At 62.5% G+C, this 16,344-nt stretch carries 17 protein-coding genes and 1 tRNA gene; 15 read left to right on the top strand and 3 right to left on the bottom strand.

All coding sequences use genetic code 11. From position 1 onward, the window contains the following. Window position 1 precedes the first annotated feature (1 nt). The 6 genes from rplT to ACWPW1_RS08050 all read left to right on the top strand — a co-directional run bounded on the left by rplT (window position 2) and on the right by ACWPW1_RS08050 (window position 4,639). Window positions 2–358: a 50S ribosomal protein L20 gene (gene rplT / locus ACWPW1_RS08025; protein WP_007159199.1), complete on the top strand. Its 357-nt coding sequence runs from the start codon at window positions 2–4 to the stop codon at window positions 356–358. A 96-nt stretch (window positions 359–454) separates the two neighbouring features. Continuing rightward, entirely contained in the window at window positions 455–1,456 is a 1,002-nt protein-coding gene (gene pheS / locus ACWPW1_RS08030) for a phenylalanine--tRNA ligase subunit alpha (RefSeq protein WP_434776175.1), read from the top strand. A gap of 18 nt (window positions 1,457–1,474) precedes the next feature. After that, window positions 1,475–3,853, top strand: coding sequence for a phenylalanine--tRNA ligase subunit beta (gene pheT, locus ACWPW1_RS08035; protein WP_454252733.1), 2,379 nt, complete (start codon window positions 1,475–1,477; stop codon window positions 3,851–3,853). A gap of 3 nt (window positions 3,854–3,856) precedes the next feature. Next, window positions 3,857–4,159 (top strand): integration host factor subunit alpha, encoded by a 303-nt coding sequence (ihfA, locus tag ACWPW1_RS08040; protein ID WP_007159196.1) that lies wholly within the window; start codon window positions 3,857–3,859, stop codon window positions 4,157–4,159. Then, entirely contained in the window at window positions 4,140–4,499 is a 360-nt protein-coding gene (locus ACWPW1_RS08045; RefSeq protein ID WP_007159195.1) for a MerR family transcriptional regulator, read from the top strand. Before ihfA ends, ACWPW1_RS08045 begins: the two co-directional genes overlap by 20 nt. 63 nt (window positions 4,500–4,562) lie before the next feature. Further along, a tRNA-Pro gene (locus tag ACWPW1_RS08050) sits at window positions 4,563–4,639 on the top strand. 405 nt (window positions 4,640–5,044) lie between these two features. On the opposite strand, the gene ACWPW1_RS08055 is transcribed toward ACWPW1_RS08050, so the two are convergent. Both ACWPW1_RS08055 and ACWPW1_RS08060 read right to left on the bottom strand, forming a co-directional pair. Continuing rightward, complete coding sequence (locus ACWPW1_RS08055; RefSeq protein WP_082696299.1) at window positions 5,045–5,296, bottom strand: hypothetical protein; 252 nt, start codon at window positions 5,294–5,296, stop codon at window positions 5,045–5,047. 534 nt (window positions 5,297–5,830) lie between these two features. Continuing rightward, window positions 5,831–6,724: a LysR substrate-binding domain-containing protein gene (locus ACWPW1_RS08060; RefSeq protein ID WP_454252734.1), complete on the bottom strand. Its 894-nt coding sequence runs from the start codon at window positions 6,722–6,724 to the stop codon at window positions 5,831–5,833. Between the two features lie 151 nt (window positions 6,725–6,875). Between ACWPW1_RS08060 and ACWPW1_RS08065 the strand changes: the two genes are divergently transcribed. The 9 genes from ACWPW1_RS08065 to ACWPW1_RS08105 all read left to right on the top strand — a co-directional run bounded on the left by ACWPW1_RS08065 (window position 6,876) and on the right by ACWPW1_RS08105 (window position 15,330). Next, window positions 6,876–8,021 (top strand): ABC transporter substrate-binding protein, encoded by a 1,146-nt coding sequence (locus ACWPW1_RS08065; RefSeq protein WP_454252735.1) that lies wholly within the window; start codon window positions 6,876–6,878, stop codon window positions 8,019–8,021. Between the two features lie 224 nt (window positions 8,022–8,245). Then, window positions 8,246–9,319: an ABC transporter ATP-binding protein gene (locus ACWPW1_RS08070; protein WP_059314247.1), complete on the top strand. Its 1,074-nt coding sequence runs from the start codon at window positions 8,246–8,248 to the stop codon at window positions 9,317–9,319. Beyond that, the gene (locus ACWPW1_RS08075) at window positions 9,306–10,178 is read left to right on the top strand and encodes an ABC transporter permease (RefSeq protein ID WP_059314248.1); all 873 of its coding nucleotides are present in this window, start codon (window positions 9,306–9,308) and stop codon (window positions 10,176–10,178) included. The genes ACWPW1_RS08070 and ACWPW1_RS08075 overlap by 14 nt, the downstream gene beginning before the upstream one ends. A gap of 5 nt (window positions 10,179–10,183) precedes the next feature. Then, on the top strand, window positions 10,184–10,981 hold the full coding sequence (locus tag ACWPW1_RS08080) for an ABC transporter permease (RefSeq protein WP_059314249.1): 798 nt from the start codon (window positions 10,184–10,186) through the stop codon (window positions 10,979–10,981). Continuing rightward, window positions 10,978–12,117 carry an FAD-dependent oxidoreductase gene (locus ACWPW1_RS08085; RefSeq protein ID WP_434776188.1) on the top strand — a complete coding sequence of 380 codons (1,140 nt, stop codon included), beginning with the start codon at window positions 10,978–10,980 and terminating at the stop codon, window positions 12,115–12,117. Before ACWPW1_RS08080 ends, ACWPW1_RS08085 begins: the two co-directional genes overlap by 4 nt. Next, the gene (locus tag ACWPW1_RS08090) at window positions 12,107–12,454 is read left to right on the top strand and encodes a (2Fe-2S)-binding protein (protein WP_434776189.1); all 348 of its coding nucleotides are present in this window, start codon (window positions 12,107–12,109) and stop codon (window positions 12,452–12,454) included. Before ACWPW1_RS08085 ends, ACWPW1_RS08090 begins: the two co-directional genes overlap by 11 nt. Beyond that, on the top strand, window positions 12,451–13,830 hold the full coding sequence (locus tag ACWPW1_RS08095; protein WP_454252736.1) for an FAD/NAD(P)-dependent oxidoreductase: 1,380 nt from the start codon (window positions 12,451–12,453) through the stop codon (window positions 13,828–13,830). Before ACWPW1_RS08090 ends, ACWPW1_RS08095 begins: the two co-directional genes overlap by 4 nt. Continuing rightward, on the top strand, window positions 13,823–15,010 hold the full coding sequence (locus ACWPW1_RS08100) for an NAD(P)/FAD-dependent oxidoreductase (protein WP_454252737.1): 1,188 nt from the start codon (window positions 13,823–13,825) through the stop codon (window positions 15,008–15,010). Before ACWPW1_RS08095 ends, ACWPW1_RS08100 begins: the two co-directional genes overlap by 8 nt. After that, a complete protein-coding gene (locus tag ACWPW1_RS08105) occupies window positions 14,971–15,330 on the top strand; it encodes a RidA family protein (RefSeq protein ID WP_042135772.1) in 360 nt (119 codons plus the stop codon). Before ACWPW1_RS08100 ends, ACWPW1_RS08105 begins: the two co-directional genes overlap by 40 nt. A gap of 203 nt (window positions 15,331–15,533) precedes the next feature. On the opposite strand, the gene ACWPW1_RS08110 is transcribed toward ACWPW1_RS08105, so the two are convergent. Beyond that, window positions 15,534–15,821, bottom strand: coding sequence for a hypothetical protein (locus tag ACWPW1_RS08110; RefSeq protein ID WP_181109433.1), 288 nt, complete (start codon window positions 15,819–15,821; stop codon window positions 15,534–15,536). Window positions 15,822–16,344: the final 523 nt, after the last annotated feature.

Raw genomic sequence — 16,344 nt, forward strand, 5'->3', positions numbered from 1 at the left:
CATGGCTCGTGTTAAGCGTGGCGTTATCGCTCGTCGCCGTCACAAGAAAATCCTGAAGCTCGCAAAAGGCTACTACGGTGCCCGTTCGCGCGTCTTCCGCGTCGCTAAGCAAGCGGTAATCAAGGCAGGCCAATACGCCTACCGTGACCGCCGTCAGAAGAAGCGTCAGTTCCGCGCTCTGTGGATCGCTCGTATCAACGCTGGTGCTCGTATCAACGGTCTGTCCTACAGCCGTCTGATCGCCGGCCTGAAGAAAGCGGCCATCGAGATCGACCGTAAGGTACTGGCCGATCTGGCCGTGAACGAAAAAGCGGCGTTTGCTGCGATTGTCGAGAAAGCTAAAGCTTCGCTGGCTTAAGCCCCCCGGCAATCTCGCGCCTCTGGCGCGAAGCAACGTTATCAATAGGGGAAGAGCCTCATAGCTCTTCCCCTATTTTGTATCTGGAGTCCCTAGATGGAAAACCTGGATGCGCTGGTCTCCCAAGCCCTGGAGGCCGTGCGGCTCACCGAAGACACCAATGCCCTGGAACAGCTCCGGGTCAACTACCTGGGCAAGAAGGGTGAACTGACCCAGATCATGAAGACCCTGGGCCACCTCACGGCGGAGGAACGTCCCCAGGCTGGCGCCCTGATCAACGCCGCCAAGGAACGTGTCCAGGACGCAATCAACAGCCGCAAGGCGACGCTGGAGCAGGCCGCCCTGGCCGCTCGCCTCGCTGCGGAACGTATCGACGTGACCTTGCCCGGTCGTGGTCAGGCCTCTGGCGGCCTGCATCCGGTCACCCGTACCCTGGAACGTATCGAGCGCCTGTTCGCCAACATCGGCTATGGCGTCGCCACCGGTCCCGAGATCGAAGACGACTACTATAACTTCGAGGCGCTCAACATCCCCGGCCACCACCCGGCGCGGGCGATGCACGATACCTTCTACTTCAACGCCAACATGCTGCTGCGCACCCACACCTCGCCGGTGCAGATCCGCACCATGGAGAGCCAGCAGCCGCCGATCCGCATCATCTGCCCGGGTCGCGTCTATCGTTGCGATAGCGATCAGACCCACTCGCCGATGTTCCATCAGGTCGAGGGTCTGGTGATCGACGAGGAAGTCAGCTTCGCCGATCTCAAGAGCACCCTGGTGACCTTCCTGCGCGAATTCTTCGAGGAAGAGCTGGAAGTCCGCTTCCGTCCCTCCTACTTCCCCTTCACCGAACCGTCTGCCGAGGTGGATATCCGCCGCCCGAGCCGCGACGGCGAACCGGCTTCGCGCTGGCTCGAGGTGCTGGGCTGCGGCATGGTCCATCCCAATGTCCTGCGCATGGCCGGCATCGATCCGGAGAAGTACCAGGGCTTCGCCTTTGGCATGGGCGCCGAGCGCCTGGCCATGCTGCGCTACGGGGTCAACGACCTGCGCCTCTTCTTCGACAACGATCTGCGCTTCCTGGCGCAATTCCGCTAGCTGCCAGACGGGAGTCCTATGAAATTCAGTGAACAATGGCTGCGTAGCTGGGTGAACCCTGCGGCTACGCATGAGGATCTGGTTGCCCGGCTGTCCATGGCCGGCCTGGAAGTGGACGGCGTCGAAGCGGCGGCCGGGAGCTTCCAGGGCGTCATCGTCGGCGAGGTCGTCTCCGTTGAGCGTCATCCCGATGCCGACAAGCTCAATGTCTGCCAGGTCAGCAACGGTCAGGAATCCTTCCAGGTGGTCTGCGGCGCGCCCAATGTGCGTGCGGGCCTGAAGGTGCCTTTCGCCACCGTCGGCGCCACGCTGCCGGGTGACTTCACCATCAAGAAGGCCAAGCTGCGCGGCGTGGAATCCCACGGCATGCTCTGCTCGGCCAGCGAACTGCAGATCAGCGACGACAACAGCGGCCTGCTTGAGCTGCCGGCCGCTGCGCCGGTGGGCGAGAGCCTCCGCAGCTACCTGCAGCTAGACGACGCCATCATCGACGTCGACCTGACCCCGAACCGCGGCGACTGCCTGTCCATCGCCGGTCTGGCGCGGGAAGTGGGTGCCCTGTACAACGCCCAAGTCGAGCCGCTGCAGGTCGAGGCCGTAGCGGCTACTCACCAGGAGACCCGTCCGGTCGAGGTGCTGGCACCTCAAGCCTGCCCGCGCTACCTGGGTCGCGTGGTCAAGAACGTCGACCTGTCCCGTCCGACCCCGGACTGGATGGTCGAGCGGCTGCGCCGCAGTGGCGTGCGCAGCATCGACGCCGCCGTCGACGTCACCAACTACGTGATGCTCGAATTGGGGCAGCCCATGCATGCCTTCGATCTGGACCAGATCAAGGGCGGCATCCGCGTGCGCCTGGCCGATGCCGGCGAGCGCCTGGTGCTGCTGGACGGCCAGGACATCGAACTGCGCAACGACACCCTGGTGATCGCTGACCATGAACGCGCCCTGGCTATCGCCGGCGTCATGGGGGGCGAGCACAGCGGTGTCGCGGCCGGTACCCGTGACCTGTTCCTGGAAAGCGCCTTCTTCGACACTATCGCCGTGGCCGGCAAGGCCCGTTCCTATGGCCTGCACACGGACTCCTCCCACCGCTTCGAGCGGGGCGTGGACTTCGAGCTGGCGCGCAAGGCCATGGAGCGGGCGACCCGTCTGCTGCTGGACATCGTCGGCGGCGAACCAGGGCCCGTCATCGAGTCAGTGAGTGCCGAGCATCTGCCGCAGGTCGAGCCGATCCTGCTGCGCGCCGAGCGCATCGAGCGCGTCCTGGGCCTGACCCTGGACGATGCCCAGGTCGAGCGTCTGCTCAGCGGCCTGGGTCTCGCCGTGGCGCGCCTGGAAGCCGGTCGCTGGCAAGTGGGTGTGCCCAGCCACAGGTTCGACATCAGTATCGAAGTGGACTTGATCGAAGAGCTGGCGCGTCTCTATGGCTACAACCAGCTGCCGATCCGCTTCCCTCAGGCACGTCTGGCGCCGCAACCCCTGCCTGAAAGCAAAGGCGAGCTGAGCCAACTGCGTCGCCTGCTGGTGGCCCGTGGTTACCAGGAAGCCATCACCTACAGCTTCATCGACGAAAAAACCTTCCGTCTGTTCGCCCCTGAGGCCCAGCCGGTGATGTTGGCCAACCCCATCTCCACCGACATGGCCGCCATGCGCTCGTCGCTGTGGCCGGGTCTGGTCAAGGCCGTGCAGTACAACCTTAACCGCCAGCAGGACCGCGTCCGGCTGTTCGAGTCGGGGCTAAGATTCGTCGGTCAATTGGAAGGGCTGGTGCAGGAAAACGTCCTGGCTGGCGCGGTCTGCGGTTCGCGTCTGCCGGAGAGCTGGTCATCCGGGCGTGAGGCGGTGGACTTCTTCGACGTCAAGGCCGATGTCGAGGCGCTACTGGCTCAGTCTGGCGCAGGCACTGACTTCCGCTTCGTCGCAGGCGAGCATCCGGCGTTGCACCCGGGGCAGACCGCGCTGATCGAAAGGGCAGGGCAGCCGGTCGGCTACCTGGGCGCCCTCCATCCGGAAGTGGCACGCGAGCTGGACGTGGAACGTCCGGTGTTCCTCTTCGAGCTGGCCCTGGACGCCCTGACAACCGGTACCCTGCCGCGCTTCGGCGAGCTGTCGCGCTTCCCCGAAGTGCGGCGTGACCTGGCGCTGGTGGTGGACGAAGCCGTCGCCGCAGGCGACCTCCTGGCCGACATCCGCGAAAACGCCGGCGAAGGCCTCAAGGAGCTGCGTCTGTTCGACGTCTACCAAGGCAAAGGCATTGATCCACATAGAAAAAGCGTCGCCATCGGCTTGACCTTGCAACATCCATCGCGCACATTAACCGATGAAGAAGTCAACGAAACGACGCAGAAAATCCTCGTTTCTCTGGAAAGAAGGTTCAACGCCACCTTAAGGAAATAGCGCATGGGGGCCCTGACGAAAGCTGAGATGGCCGAACGTCTGTTTGAAGAGCTCGGTCTGAACAAACGTGAAGCCAAGGAATTGGTCGAACTGTTCTTCGAAGAAATTCGTCATGCGCTCGAAAGCAACGAGCAGGTCAAGTTGTCCGGTTTCGGCAACTTCGACCTGCGCGACAAGCGCCAGCGCCCCGGACGCAATCCCAAGACAGGGGAGGAAATACCCATCACGGCACGCCGTGTGGTGACCTTCCGCCCCGGGCAGAAACTGAAAGCCAGGGTCGAGGCCTATGCTGGAACCAAGTCATAACGACGAACTGCCGGTCATACCGGGCAAGCGCTACTTCACCATCGGTGAGGTGAGCGACCTCTGCCTGGTCAAGCCGCACGTGCTGCGCTACTGGGAGCAGGAATTCCCCCAGCTGAACCCGGTGAAGCGCCGCGGCAACCGGCGCTACTACCAGCGCCACGACGTGCTGATGATCCGCCAGATCCGCTCGCTGCTGTACAACGAAGGCTTCACCATCGGCGGGGCACGCCAGCGCCTCACCCAAGGCGACGAGACCCGCGACGAGGGTTCGCAGTACCATCAGCTCATCCGCCAGATGATCAGCGAACTCGAAGAAGTCCTCGTCGTACTGAAAAAGTGAAAAAAAGCTTCCACTAATCAAAGTGTTGCAGTAAGATGCACGCCGTTCCCTAGGGAATACAGTCGGGGCGTAGCGCAGCCTGGTAGCGCACTTGCATGGGGTGCAAGGGGTCGAGTGTTCGAATCACTCCGTCCCGACCAAATTAACGATGAGGCTCAAGCACTTAGTGGCTTGGGCCTTTTTCGTTTCTGGAGCTAAATCAAAATCAGCTGGCGATTCGCTGGGGTAGGGTTCCTGGTAGCTTTCGACCGGGTTGCTGCAAGAGTATTGCTGGTTATAGGCATACCTACCTTACTGAGTCTTCCACCCCGCCTGCTCACTGGTAACGACGTATAGAGACATCCAGCTCAGTAGAGCTCGGCATTACCTGCGCAGCTGTTCTCGTTATCGCCTGTGGCGGCTTATTCGATCTTGAGCGCCCTGTTCGAGATGCGCTCCTTCGATCACTGCCTAAAGCGTAATCCAACCTGCTTCCGGGCCAGCCGCTGCTTTGGACTAGCTAATAGAAATAGGAAGGCCCAGCGTTAATACTGGGCCTCCTAATGTCATTCAGCGTCCTTAGCGGCATCTGCTCCAGCAGAGGTGAGCTTTATCGGTAGCACCAAAGAGCGATCGCCTTGAGCGTCGACGTGGACGTTGCCCTTATGAATCAGCCCATGCTCTTGCAGGTCCTGAAGAACGTCCATAACGGCATCTTCACCGTGATGGTTATCGAGAATTTCACTACCCAGGCCTGCTGGATGCGAGTGATACAGGCGGCGCAAGATTTCAGCTTTGAGTTCTGCATTGATAGCCATGTGGTCTCCTCGTATGTGTGCACAGGTTATGACAATCGTTGAGCTGACCAGTGCCTGCGAAGGAGAGGCCGGACATCTTCTGGAGCATCTATGCTACGCAGCTTAGGTCGTTGCAGTGCTTCGATGTTCGAAACAGGAGTGTCATCCCTCTTCGCCTCGACTAAAAATCCAGACGCTCGAAACCAACTAGATTTTGATGCGTAAATTTTTGTGCCCTTGTAGTCGAGCTCTGCCCCATAAGAGCGTGCTGCTGTACAGCCTAAGCGTTTAGCCGTTGAGGGCTCAGCTATCTGGGCTGAGCGGGAAGGCAGTGGAAGCTTTCATCCCTCAGTCTGCACGTCGCACTCAAGCATGCGGCAGGTCTTTCGCATTGGGTTAACCGAATGAATAGCCCATCGCCTGCTGACCATTCTTGAAGAATCGAGACGAGTTTCGTTAAAACAACCCTATTGCTCTCGGTGATGATCCTGCTTGCAACAAAAGCTAGCTGGAGAAGCTTTCCTCGGGCGGGAAGAAGGGCGTGGAAATGAACTCTTAGTGTGGGAAGTGAGTTGCATAATGCTTCTTCAGCGCCTGAATGAAGTCCGTCGCTAGCGGCGTCTGGCCCGATCCCGCAGGCGCGACGACGTACACGGGAAACAACAGCTCAGGCTCGAAGCGGTGGATGGTGATGCCCTTGTGCAGGAAATCCTGGGCAACGTTCGGGCTCATGAGGGCTGCGCCCATGCCGGCGGCGACCATCTCGCAGGTGATCGAGCTGTACTGGCCTTCCACGGCGAGCTTGCGTTCGACGCCGGCCTGCTCGAAGACCCTGTCCATCTGCTCGCGGGTGCCATCGCCATGGCAGAGAGAGACGAAGTTCTCGCCGTGAAGATCCTGTGCCCTGATGACTTCCTGCGACGACAGTCGATGGCCTGGCGGCAAGACGCAGACGGCGCGGAGCCGGGTGATCAGCAGCGTTTCCAGGGGGCCGGCGTCGCTGGGCTGGACTACTACCCCTAGGTCGCAGAACTGGGATTGCACCCACTGCACCACGGTGGGGGAGGCGTTCATGTGTAGGGAGACGGTCAGCTCAGGCCGGGTCGCGACGAAGTCCTTGATGACGTGGGGGATGAGTGTGAGGCCGGTCGAGGGTACTGCCGCGATACGCAGGCGGCCGGTTCCCAGGTTGCGGATGTTCTTGGCCGATTGGCGCAGGCTGTCCAATCCCACGTAGGCCCGCTCCACTTCTTGAAAGAAAGCACTGCCTTCCTTCGTGGGTATCAGCCGTACACCCGCGCGCTCGAACAGTTTGAGTCCGGTGCTCAATTCCAGCTGTGCGATCAGTCGGCTGACGTTTGGCTGCGAAGTGTGCAGGGCTTCGGCGGCCGCGGTCATGGAGCCTAGACGCATCACGCTGCGGAAGGCCTCGATCTGTCTGAGATTCAATAGGGTTCTCCATATCAAATATGAATACTTAACCTGTACCTTCGTATTTGACCCTATGGGTTCAGGCTGACAATACTCGGTCACAAGCCAAATGGCCCCATAAAAAGAAAGCGTTTCCGAATGGCGGTTACCGCGATGTCCTCGGAGGCGGATGCCTAGATCTTCCGGTCGTGTCCTCACGACGTTCTCGATCTGCCGCAACGCAAAAAAGGGAGCATTGCCCGTGACCAGTTCGTATCTCGTCCGTACCTCATCCATCTCCTTGCGTCAGGGTCTGTCCGCGCTGCTGTTGGCCGCAGCGACCGCTGGCATGGCGCTGCCTGCACACGCCGAAACGACGCTGTATGTCGCGGGGGTCGGCGGCTCCACCGAGCAGATGTACAAGACCCGCGTCATTCCCGCCTTCGAAAAGGCGCATGGGGTCAAGGTCGTGTATGTGTCGGGCAACTCGACTGAAACGCTGGCCAAGTTGCAGGCCCAGAAGGGGCGGCAGCAGATCAACGTCGCCATGATGGACGATGGCCCCATGTACCAGGCGCTGCAGCTGGGGTTTTGCGAAAAGCTCACGGATGCGCCTGTCTACCAGGACCTGTATCCCTTGGCGCGGCTGAGCCCTGAGGCTACGGCAGTAGGTATGGTCGCCACCGGGATCGGCTACAACGAAGAGGCCTTCAAGAAGCGCGGATGGGCAGCCCCGACGTCCTGGACCGATCTGGAAGATCCCAAGTATCGGCAGCTGCTGGGCATGCCGCCAATCACCAATACCTACGGCCTGCATTCGTTGATCGAAATGGCGCGGCTGAATGGCGGCGGCGAGAAAGACATCGATCCGGGTTTCGCGGTGTTCGAGAAAAAGATCGCGCCTAACGTACTGGCCTGGGTCAGTGCCCCGGGCGAGATGGACGGGATGATGCAGAACGGTGATGTGCTCATGGCGGTGTACGGCAGTGGCCGTGCAGTGGCACTGCAGAACACCGGCTTTCCGCTCAAGTTCATCTATCCGAAGGAGGGCGCCGTAGCGCTTCAGGTCGCCGCCTGCTCCGTCACGCCCAATGCGCAGTCCGAACTCTCCCAGCAATTCATTCAGTACGTGCTGTCGCCGGAAATCCAGAAGATCCAGTCCGAAAGTAACGGCTTCGCGCCGGTCAATCGCACCGTGAAGCTGCCGCCAGAATTGGCTTCCCGTATGCCTTACGGACAGGAAAAGGTCGACAGCCTGCTCAAGGTCGATTGGGACACCATCAACCAGAAGCGTTCCGAGTGGACGACGCGCTGGAACAGGACCATCGAGCGATAGAGGAGCGTGTCGACCAGGTGGCGATGACATGACATCGGGATTGCGGATGGAGAGGACTGGCCCCTCGGGCTACCCCTCCGCTCGCTGCAGCGCCAAGTCCTCACGTCATCGTCCGGCTCGACCCTGCTCACTGATCGAGTGGCTGGTTTTCCCTAGGAATCGGTTGCTCCCACCTCCCTTGGACGAACAGCGATCACGCCTTCGTGATCGCCGGAGGCATGCCCATGGCTTTCCTGATCCTCGACGGCCTCGTCAAAACCTATGGTGATTTCACCGCTATCGCTGGACTCGACTTGGCAGTGGAGAAAGGCGAATTTCTTTCCCTGCTCGGCCCTTCGGGGTGCGGCAAGACCACGACGCTGCAAAGCGTTGCGGGTTTCGTGCAGCCTACGGCCGGACGCATCGTGCTGGACGGGCGAGACATCACCCATGTCCGGCCGGAAAAGCGCGGGTTGGGGATGGTGTTCCAGAGCTATGCCCTGTTCCCCCACATGACCGTGGCCGAAAACGTCAGCTTCGGTCTGGAGATGCGCGGCGTGGCGCGTAGCGACAGGGCGGAGCGGGTAAAGTCAGCGCTCGATATGGTTCGGCTGCAGGGCCTGGGCGAACGCTATCCCAAGGCCCTGTCCGGCGGGCAGCGTCAGCGGGTGGCCATCGCGCGTGCCCTGGCGATCCGCCCGGACCTGTTGTTGCTGGACGAGCCGATGTCGAACCTCGACGCCAAGTTGCGCGAGGACATGCACATCGAATTGCGTGCCATCCAGCGCGACCTGGGTATCACCACCATCCTGGTCACCCACGACCAGGTTGAAGCGATGACCATGAGCGATCGCATCGCGGTGATGCACGGCGGGCGCATCGTGCAGATCGGTTCGCCCTTCGAGACCTACGAGCGGCCCCAGTCGCCTTTCGCCTCGAGCTTCCTGGGCAAGACCAACGCCTTCCCCGGTGCCGTCCACACTCGTAAGCCACGCTGCTACGAGGTCAAGGTCGACGGCCTGATGCTGCATGTCCCTCATGAGGGGCATCAGTTCGACGGCGATGTAAACGTCTACCTGCGTCCGGAAAAGATCCGCCTTACCGATCCTGCCGAAGCGCGCTTGTGCGGCAAGGTGCGCATGCGGGTGTTCCTCGGCAACCTCTGGCTGATCGGTGTCGAGAGCCCCCTGGGACCGGTCAACCTGACGCAGCCGAACCTCGGCGCGCCGCCGCCGCTGGAAGGGGAGGAGGTGGGCCTGACCTGGCTGGATGATGACCTGCGCCTGCTCGGCCGGGAGGTGTCCCATGGCCACCTATGATGCCGAACGGGTCGGCAGCGCGCCCTGGCTGCTGACCGGCCCTGCGCTTCTAGTATTCCTGACCCTGCTGGCGGCGCCGCTGGTGCTCACGGCCATGCTGTCGTTGAACCTGTTCAGCGACACCAAGGGGGTGATTCCCGTGTACTCGCTCGCCAACTACCTGGAGGTGTTCGGCGACGACTATTTCCACGAGATCTTCTTGCGTACGGGTGGGATGGCGCTCGCCGTCACCGTCTGCTCGGTCCTGATCGGCGTACCGGAGACGCTCATCATCGCTCGCATGCGGGCACCCTGGAGGTCACTGTTCCTGCTGGTGGTGCTCGGACCACTGCTCATCTCGGTCGTGGTGCGCACCCTGGGGTGGGCCATCCTGCTGGGCAACAACGGGCTGATCAACCAGGCGTTGCAGGCGCTGGGCGTCATCGATTTTCCGATCCGCATGATGTTCACACAGTTCGGGGTCGTGCTGGCGCTGACCCATGTGCTGGTGCCCTTCATGGTGATCGCCGTCTGGGCCAGCCTGCAAAAGCTCGATCTGCAGGTGGAGCAGGCCGGCCTGTCGCTGGGCGCTTCGCGGATGACGACCTTCAGGCGGGTGGTGCTGCCGCAGATCGTGCCGGGAATCCTCTCGGGCTCGATCATCGTCTTCGCCCTGGCGGCCTCGGCCTTCGCCACCCCCGCGATCATCGGCGGACGTCGCCTCAAGGTGGTGGCGACGGCGGCCTACGACGAATTCCTGGGTTCGCTGAACTGGCCGCTGGGCGCCGCCATCGCGGTGCTGCTGCTGATCGCCAACCTGGTGATCGTGGTGGGTTGCAGCCGGTTGGCCGAGCGCCGTTTCAAACACGTCTTCGAGTGATCGCCATGTACCGGAACGGTTTCTTCTCCCTTGCCTTTCATGCGCTTTTCATCGCCTTCATCGTCGCGCCACTGGTGGTGGTGATGGCGGTGTCCTTTACCGGCGAAGGCTTCATTTCATTGCCTTCCGGTGGCCTGTCGCTGCGCTGGTTTGAGGCGCTGTGGGCCAACCAGGAAATGGTCGATGCCTTCTGGCTGTCGCTCAAGTTGGGCCTGGTGTCGGCGACGGTCGCGACCTTGCTCGCGGTCCCCGCGGCGCTGGCGATCAGTCGCTACGACTTTCCCGGACGCGGGGCGATCACGGGCTTCCTGATGTCGCCGCTGATGATTCCCTCGGTGGTGCTGGGGATCGCCTTCCTGCGCTTCTTTTCCCTTGCCCAGGTGGGCGGCTCGCTGTGGGCGCTGAGCATCACCCACGTCATCGTCGTGCTGCCCTATGCCTTGCGGCTGACGCTGGCGTCCACCATCGGCCTGGAGCGCGATGCGGAACATGCCGCGCTATCCCTGGGCGCCAGTCGGTTGCAGACCTTCTGGCGGGTGATCCTGCCGCGGATCCGCACTGGCGTGGTCGGCGGCTGGCTGCTCGCCTTCATCCAGAGCTTCGACGAACTGACCATGACGGTCTTCGTCGCCACACCTGGAACTACGACCTTGCCGGTCGCCATGTACAACCAGATCTCCCAGACCATCGATCCCCTGATCACGGCGGCCTCCACGGTGCTGATCCTGGGCACCCTGGCGGTGATGCTGCTGCTGGATCGGCTCGTCGGCCTGGATCGGGTGCTGATCGGAGAGAAGCAATGAACGACAGCAGCGTATCCCCCTCGGCAGAGGTCATCGTGGTTGGCGGTGGGCTGGTCGGCATGGCGGTCGCCTATGGCCTGGCGAAGGCCGGTACCAGGACGCTGGTGCTCGACCAGGGCGATGACGCCTTCCGCGCCTCCCGGGGCAACTTCGGTCTGGTCTGGGTGCAGGGCAAGGGCTTCGATCGCCTCGAATATTCCCGCTGGACGCGTTCCTCGGCGCTGGCCTGGGCCGGGCTGGCCGAGGACCTGCTGAAGGAGACGGACGTCGATGTCCGCCTGAAGCAGCCCGGCGGCTTTCACATGTGCTTTTCCGATCAGGAGCTGGCGGAGCGCCAGGTGCGGCTGTCAGGTATGCAAGCCGGTCTAGGTGACTATCCCTTCGAAATGCTGGATCAGGCGGATCTGCGGGCACGCTTGCCCGGTATCGGTCCCAAGGTCGTCGGGGCGAGCTACACACCCATGGATGGCCACGTGAATCCGCTCAAGCTCCTGCGGGCCTTGCATGCGGGAGCGCAGCACCACGGGGCGACGGTACTGGGGCGGATGCCGGTCGAGCGGATCGATTCCGCGCCTGGCGAATTCACCGTGGTTACTCCTGGTCAGCGCTTCACCGCGCCGCGGCTGGTACTCGCCGCAGGGCTGGGCAATCGACCACTGGGGGAACAGGTCGGGCTGCATGCCCCGGTCGCGCCGAATCGTGGGCAGGTACTGGTCAGTGAGCGGGTTCGTCCCTTCCTGAATTACCCGACCATCAATGTGCGCCAGACCGATGAAGGCAGCGTGCAGCTCGGCGACTCGATGGAGGAGGTTGGTTTCAATGACCTCACCACCACCGACGTACTCGCCAAGATCGCCCAGCGCGGCGTCAACACCTTCCCGATGCTGGCTGACGTGCGCCTGGTGCGCGCCTGGGGCGCCCTGCGCGTCATGAGCCCGGACGGCTATCCGATCTATCAACAATCCGTCTCGCATCCCGGTGCCTTCGTCGTCACCTGCCACAGCGGCGTGACCCTGGCCGCGGCGCACGCGACACGGATCGCGCCCTGGGTCCGCGGCGGTGAACAGCCGGAAGAGCTGGCGGTGTTCGCCGGCGAACGTTTTCTCACCGGGGAGGTGTTTTCCCATGCCCACTGATTCCTTGTTCCGCCGTATCGATGCCGAGGGCAACCGTCTCATCACCCTGACCTTCGACGACCAGGCCTTCCAGGTGCCCAGTGGTCTCACGGTCGCGGCCGCCTTGCTGCTGGCTGGCGTACGGCAGTTCCGCACCTCGCCCGTGGGCGGCGAAGCACGCGCGCCCTATTGCATGATGGGTGTGTGCTTCGAATGCCTGGTCGAGATCGATGGGGTGCCGAGTCGCCAGAGTTGCCTGATCGAGGCAACCGACGGCATGCGTATCCGTTCGCAGCAAGGGGCTCGGGACTTGCCCTTCACCGCTGCCGATGCCGCGGTGATGGAGGTGCAGCCATGAATCTCGAGCCGATCGATGTCGTCGTCATCGGGGCAGGCCCTGCTGGCATGGCCGGTGCGCGGACCCTGGCTGATCTTGGCCTCTCCGTCGCGCTGCTGGACGAACAGGCCGCGGTGGGCGGACAGATCTATAGAGGCATCGGCAACGCCACGCTGGCGCGGCGCGAGCTGCTCGGTGAGGATTATGCGGCGGGCGCCCGCCTGGCGGACGCGATGAAGGGTGCGAACGTGCGCCACGAAACGGGGGCTTCCGTTTGGCAGATCACCCGCGAGCGCCAAGTGCATTACCTCAAGGACGGCAAGGTGCGCTCCTTCGCCGCCAAGGCCGTACTCCTGGCGACCGGTGCCATGGAACGGCCCTTTCCCATCCCGGGTTGGACCCTGCCCGGGGTAATGACGGCCGGGGCGGCGCAGATCCTGCTCAAGACCGCCGGTATCGGTCCACAGGGACCGGTGGTGCTGGCCGGGTGCGGACCGCTGCTGTACCTGCTCGGCTGGCAATACCTGCGGGCGGGCATACCCATTGCGGCCCTGGTGGACACCAGCCGCCGTGAGGATTACTGGCGCGCCCGTGGCCATTTGCTGGCGGCGCTCAGGGCCTGGCCCTATCTGCGCAAGGGCGTCTCGCTGTTGCGCGCCCTGCGCAAAGGGGAGGTCCCGCACTACACCGGCGCCGAGCAACTACAGGTCGAGGGGGAAGGGCAGGCGCAGGCGCTCAGCTTCGTCGTCGACGGGAATGCACAACGGGTGTCGGCCAACACCGTGCTGCTGCATCAGGGCGTGGTGCCGAATATCCAGTTCACCCAGGCGCTCCGGGCCCAGCATCGCTGGGATGATGCGCAGCTGTGCTTCGTGCCGGAAACCGATCAGTGGGGCGCGCTCGACGTACCTTTCATCTCTGTAGCGGGCGACGGCGCGGGTATCGGCGGGGCTCAGGCGGCCGCGCTGCAAGGGCAACTCTCGGCGCTGGGGCTGGCGCGTAATCTGGGCCAGATCACCCCGGCCCAGCGCGATGCCCAGGCCGCGCCCTTGCGTGCGGAGCTGGAGCGCAACCTGCGTATCCGCCCCTTCCTCGATGCCCTTTATCGCCCGCGCGAGGAGAACCGCATTCCCGCCCGGGACGACGTCACTATCTGCCGCTGCGAAGAGGTGACGGCAGGCGACGTCCGGCGGTTCGTCGAGCTGGGCTGCAGCGGGCCGAACCAGGCGAAATCCTTTGGTCGCTGCGGCATGGGTCCCTGCCAGGGACGGATGTGCGGACTGACCGTCACCGAGATCATCGCCAAGTCCCGCGGGCTCACGCCTGACGAGGTGGGTTATTACCGTATTCGGCCACCGATCAAGCCCATTACCCTGGGAGAACTGGCGAGTGGCTGACCTGACGGCGGACGTGATCGTCATTGGCGCCGGGCTGCATGGGTTGAGCACGGCCTGGCATCTCGCGCAGCGCGGCGTGCGGGTAATCGTGCTCGAAGCCGACTATGCCGGGCGACATGCCTCTGGGGTGAACGCCGGCGGGGTGCGGACGCTCGGCCGGCATCTCGCGGAAATTCCCCTGGCGTTGGCGTCCCGAGAACTCTGGCACAACCTGCCAGAGCTGCTGGGGACGGACGCGAGTTTCGTCGCGAGTGGTCAGCTGAAACTGGCCGAAAATGACGAAGAGCTGCAGCAATGTCGGGACCGAGTCGCTCACCTCCAGGCGCACGGTTTCACCCATGAAGTGCTCATTGATCGGGAGGAGGTCTTCGAACTTCTGCCGACGGTGGCGCCCCATGTGGTGGGTGGCATCTGGGTGGCGGACGATGGCTACGCGACGCCCTATCGGGTAGTGACGGCAGTTCGGCACGCGGCGGAGCGCCTAGGTGTGGTGCTGCATGAACAGACGCCTGCGATATCGATCACCCAGCGAGGCACGCGCTGGCAGGTCGAGACGCGCAAGGGGCGGTTCGAGGCGGACCAGCTGGTCGTGACGGCAGGTGCCTGGGCGGGGCGCCTGGCTGCCGAGGTGGGCGAGCCGGTACCCACCTATCCGCAAGGCCTGATGCTGATGGTGACCCATCGAGTGGCGCCCTTCTGCAAGCAGGTGCTCGGCGCCACCGGTCGCGCCCTATCCTTCAAGCAATTCGACAACGGCACAGTGGTCATTGGCGGCAAGTTGATCGGTGCCCTGGACTACGATGCCCGCCACGGCGAGGTCGATATCGCTCGTCTCGTAACCAGCGCCCAGACCGTGACGGATCTCTTTCCGCACCTCAGGCATCTGGGCATCAACCGCGCCTGGTCCGGTATCGAAGCCTTCACGGAAGACGATCTGCCCGTCATCTCAAGCAGCAGTCGCGCCAGTGGCCTGACCTACTCGTTCGGTTACTGCGGCAGCGGTTTCCAGATGAGCCTTGGCACCGGCCAGCGCGTTGCGCAACTGGTGCTCGGCGAGTCGTCGCCGATCGATCTTACGGCTTTTGCCATCGATCGCTTCCACAGAGATTCCTCAACCCCCAGGCCACTCAAGGAGCCTATATGCAACCCATTACCCGTATCGAAACCAACCAGCGTATGAGCCGGGTCGTCCAGTACAAGGGCGGCATCACCTTCGTCGGCGGCCAGACGGCCAATGATCGCACCCAGGACATCAAGGGGCAGACCGCGCAGGTGCTGCAGAAGATCGACGACTACCTGGCCAAGGTCGGCCTGGACAAGACGCGCATTCTCAGCGCCCAGGTGTGGCTGTCGGACATCCAGGCCAACTTCGCCGGTATGAACGAGGTGTGGGACGCCTGGGCACCAGAAGGGCAAGCACCCGCGCGGGCTACAGTTGAGTCCAAGCTGGCAGCACCGGAATTGCTGGTCGAGATCGCTATCGTCGCCGCGGCGGAGTGAAGGCGGCCGCGTCAGCACCCTATAGCTGAGACACTGCGCCTATATCAAGAAACGCCGGTAGAGCACTGCCTTTGAGGTAGAGCCGATTTGGCTACAGACCCCTGGAGACTGTTGAGACAGGTGCTCGACGTTAGGCGTTTATAGCAAAAAAAGCGGAGCCTCAAAAGGCTGGGATGGTTGCTAGACCATCCCAGCCACCGCTTCTAATCGACGGTAGTCGCTTGAGCGTTGGCGCACCGGGAACTAGAGATTGCCCTGCGATAGAGCGTGACCATCTCGTCTAGCAATTCCTGAGCGATGTTGCAGGCAACCTTTAGCCGCAGCTCGTCAGAAGGACCAGAGTCGCGCTCTGCCAGCTGAACTAGCAGGTCACCTAGCATTGAGGCACGAAGATCCGCATCGGCTTCGATAGACCGAGTGGAAAGATCCATTTGGTTAAGCGCGATTGGCTTGCTGGGGAAGGGGACCACAGAGGGCTTCTTCTCAGCCATGACACACCTCCGTTGTAGAGGTATATGGCGAGCCGATAGCGCCGAGGCGGAGCTCGGGCTTAAAAGGAGATACAGGCATTTTAACTGCTCCTCAGACGATTAAGGAGCCGCCACCCGCCGTTGCTACACGGTAAGGGAGGCGGACCGTGCAGGGGTAGCAAACCGGCGTCCGAGGGAACCGGCCAGGCAAAAGCCTGCCCTACACGGCCCGCCATAGAATCATGAAGCCAATACGCGCACGTACGACTCCCTGACTATGGCGCTACCGCGCCTCGAACGCTTTAGGTTGCTACACCTAGTCATGGGATTGACCATGACCAGCCAAATCTACCTCGCTCAAATCGTGACCGCAACCAGTCACAAGCGTCCCTGGCTCTACCCAGCAATGATCGCGGCTCGTTAATTACGAGCGAAATGCGGCAGGGTGAAGACCGTTTGGTGGTCAGGCCATCCAGACCGGTTCCCATCCCTGCCTTGCCAGACAGTCCTAGACTTTCTCTGCCGTTAAGCTAGGGGGCTCTAC

It is taken from the genome of Pseudomonas sp. Marseille-Q7302 (assembly GCF_965111925.1).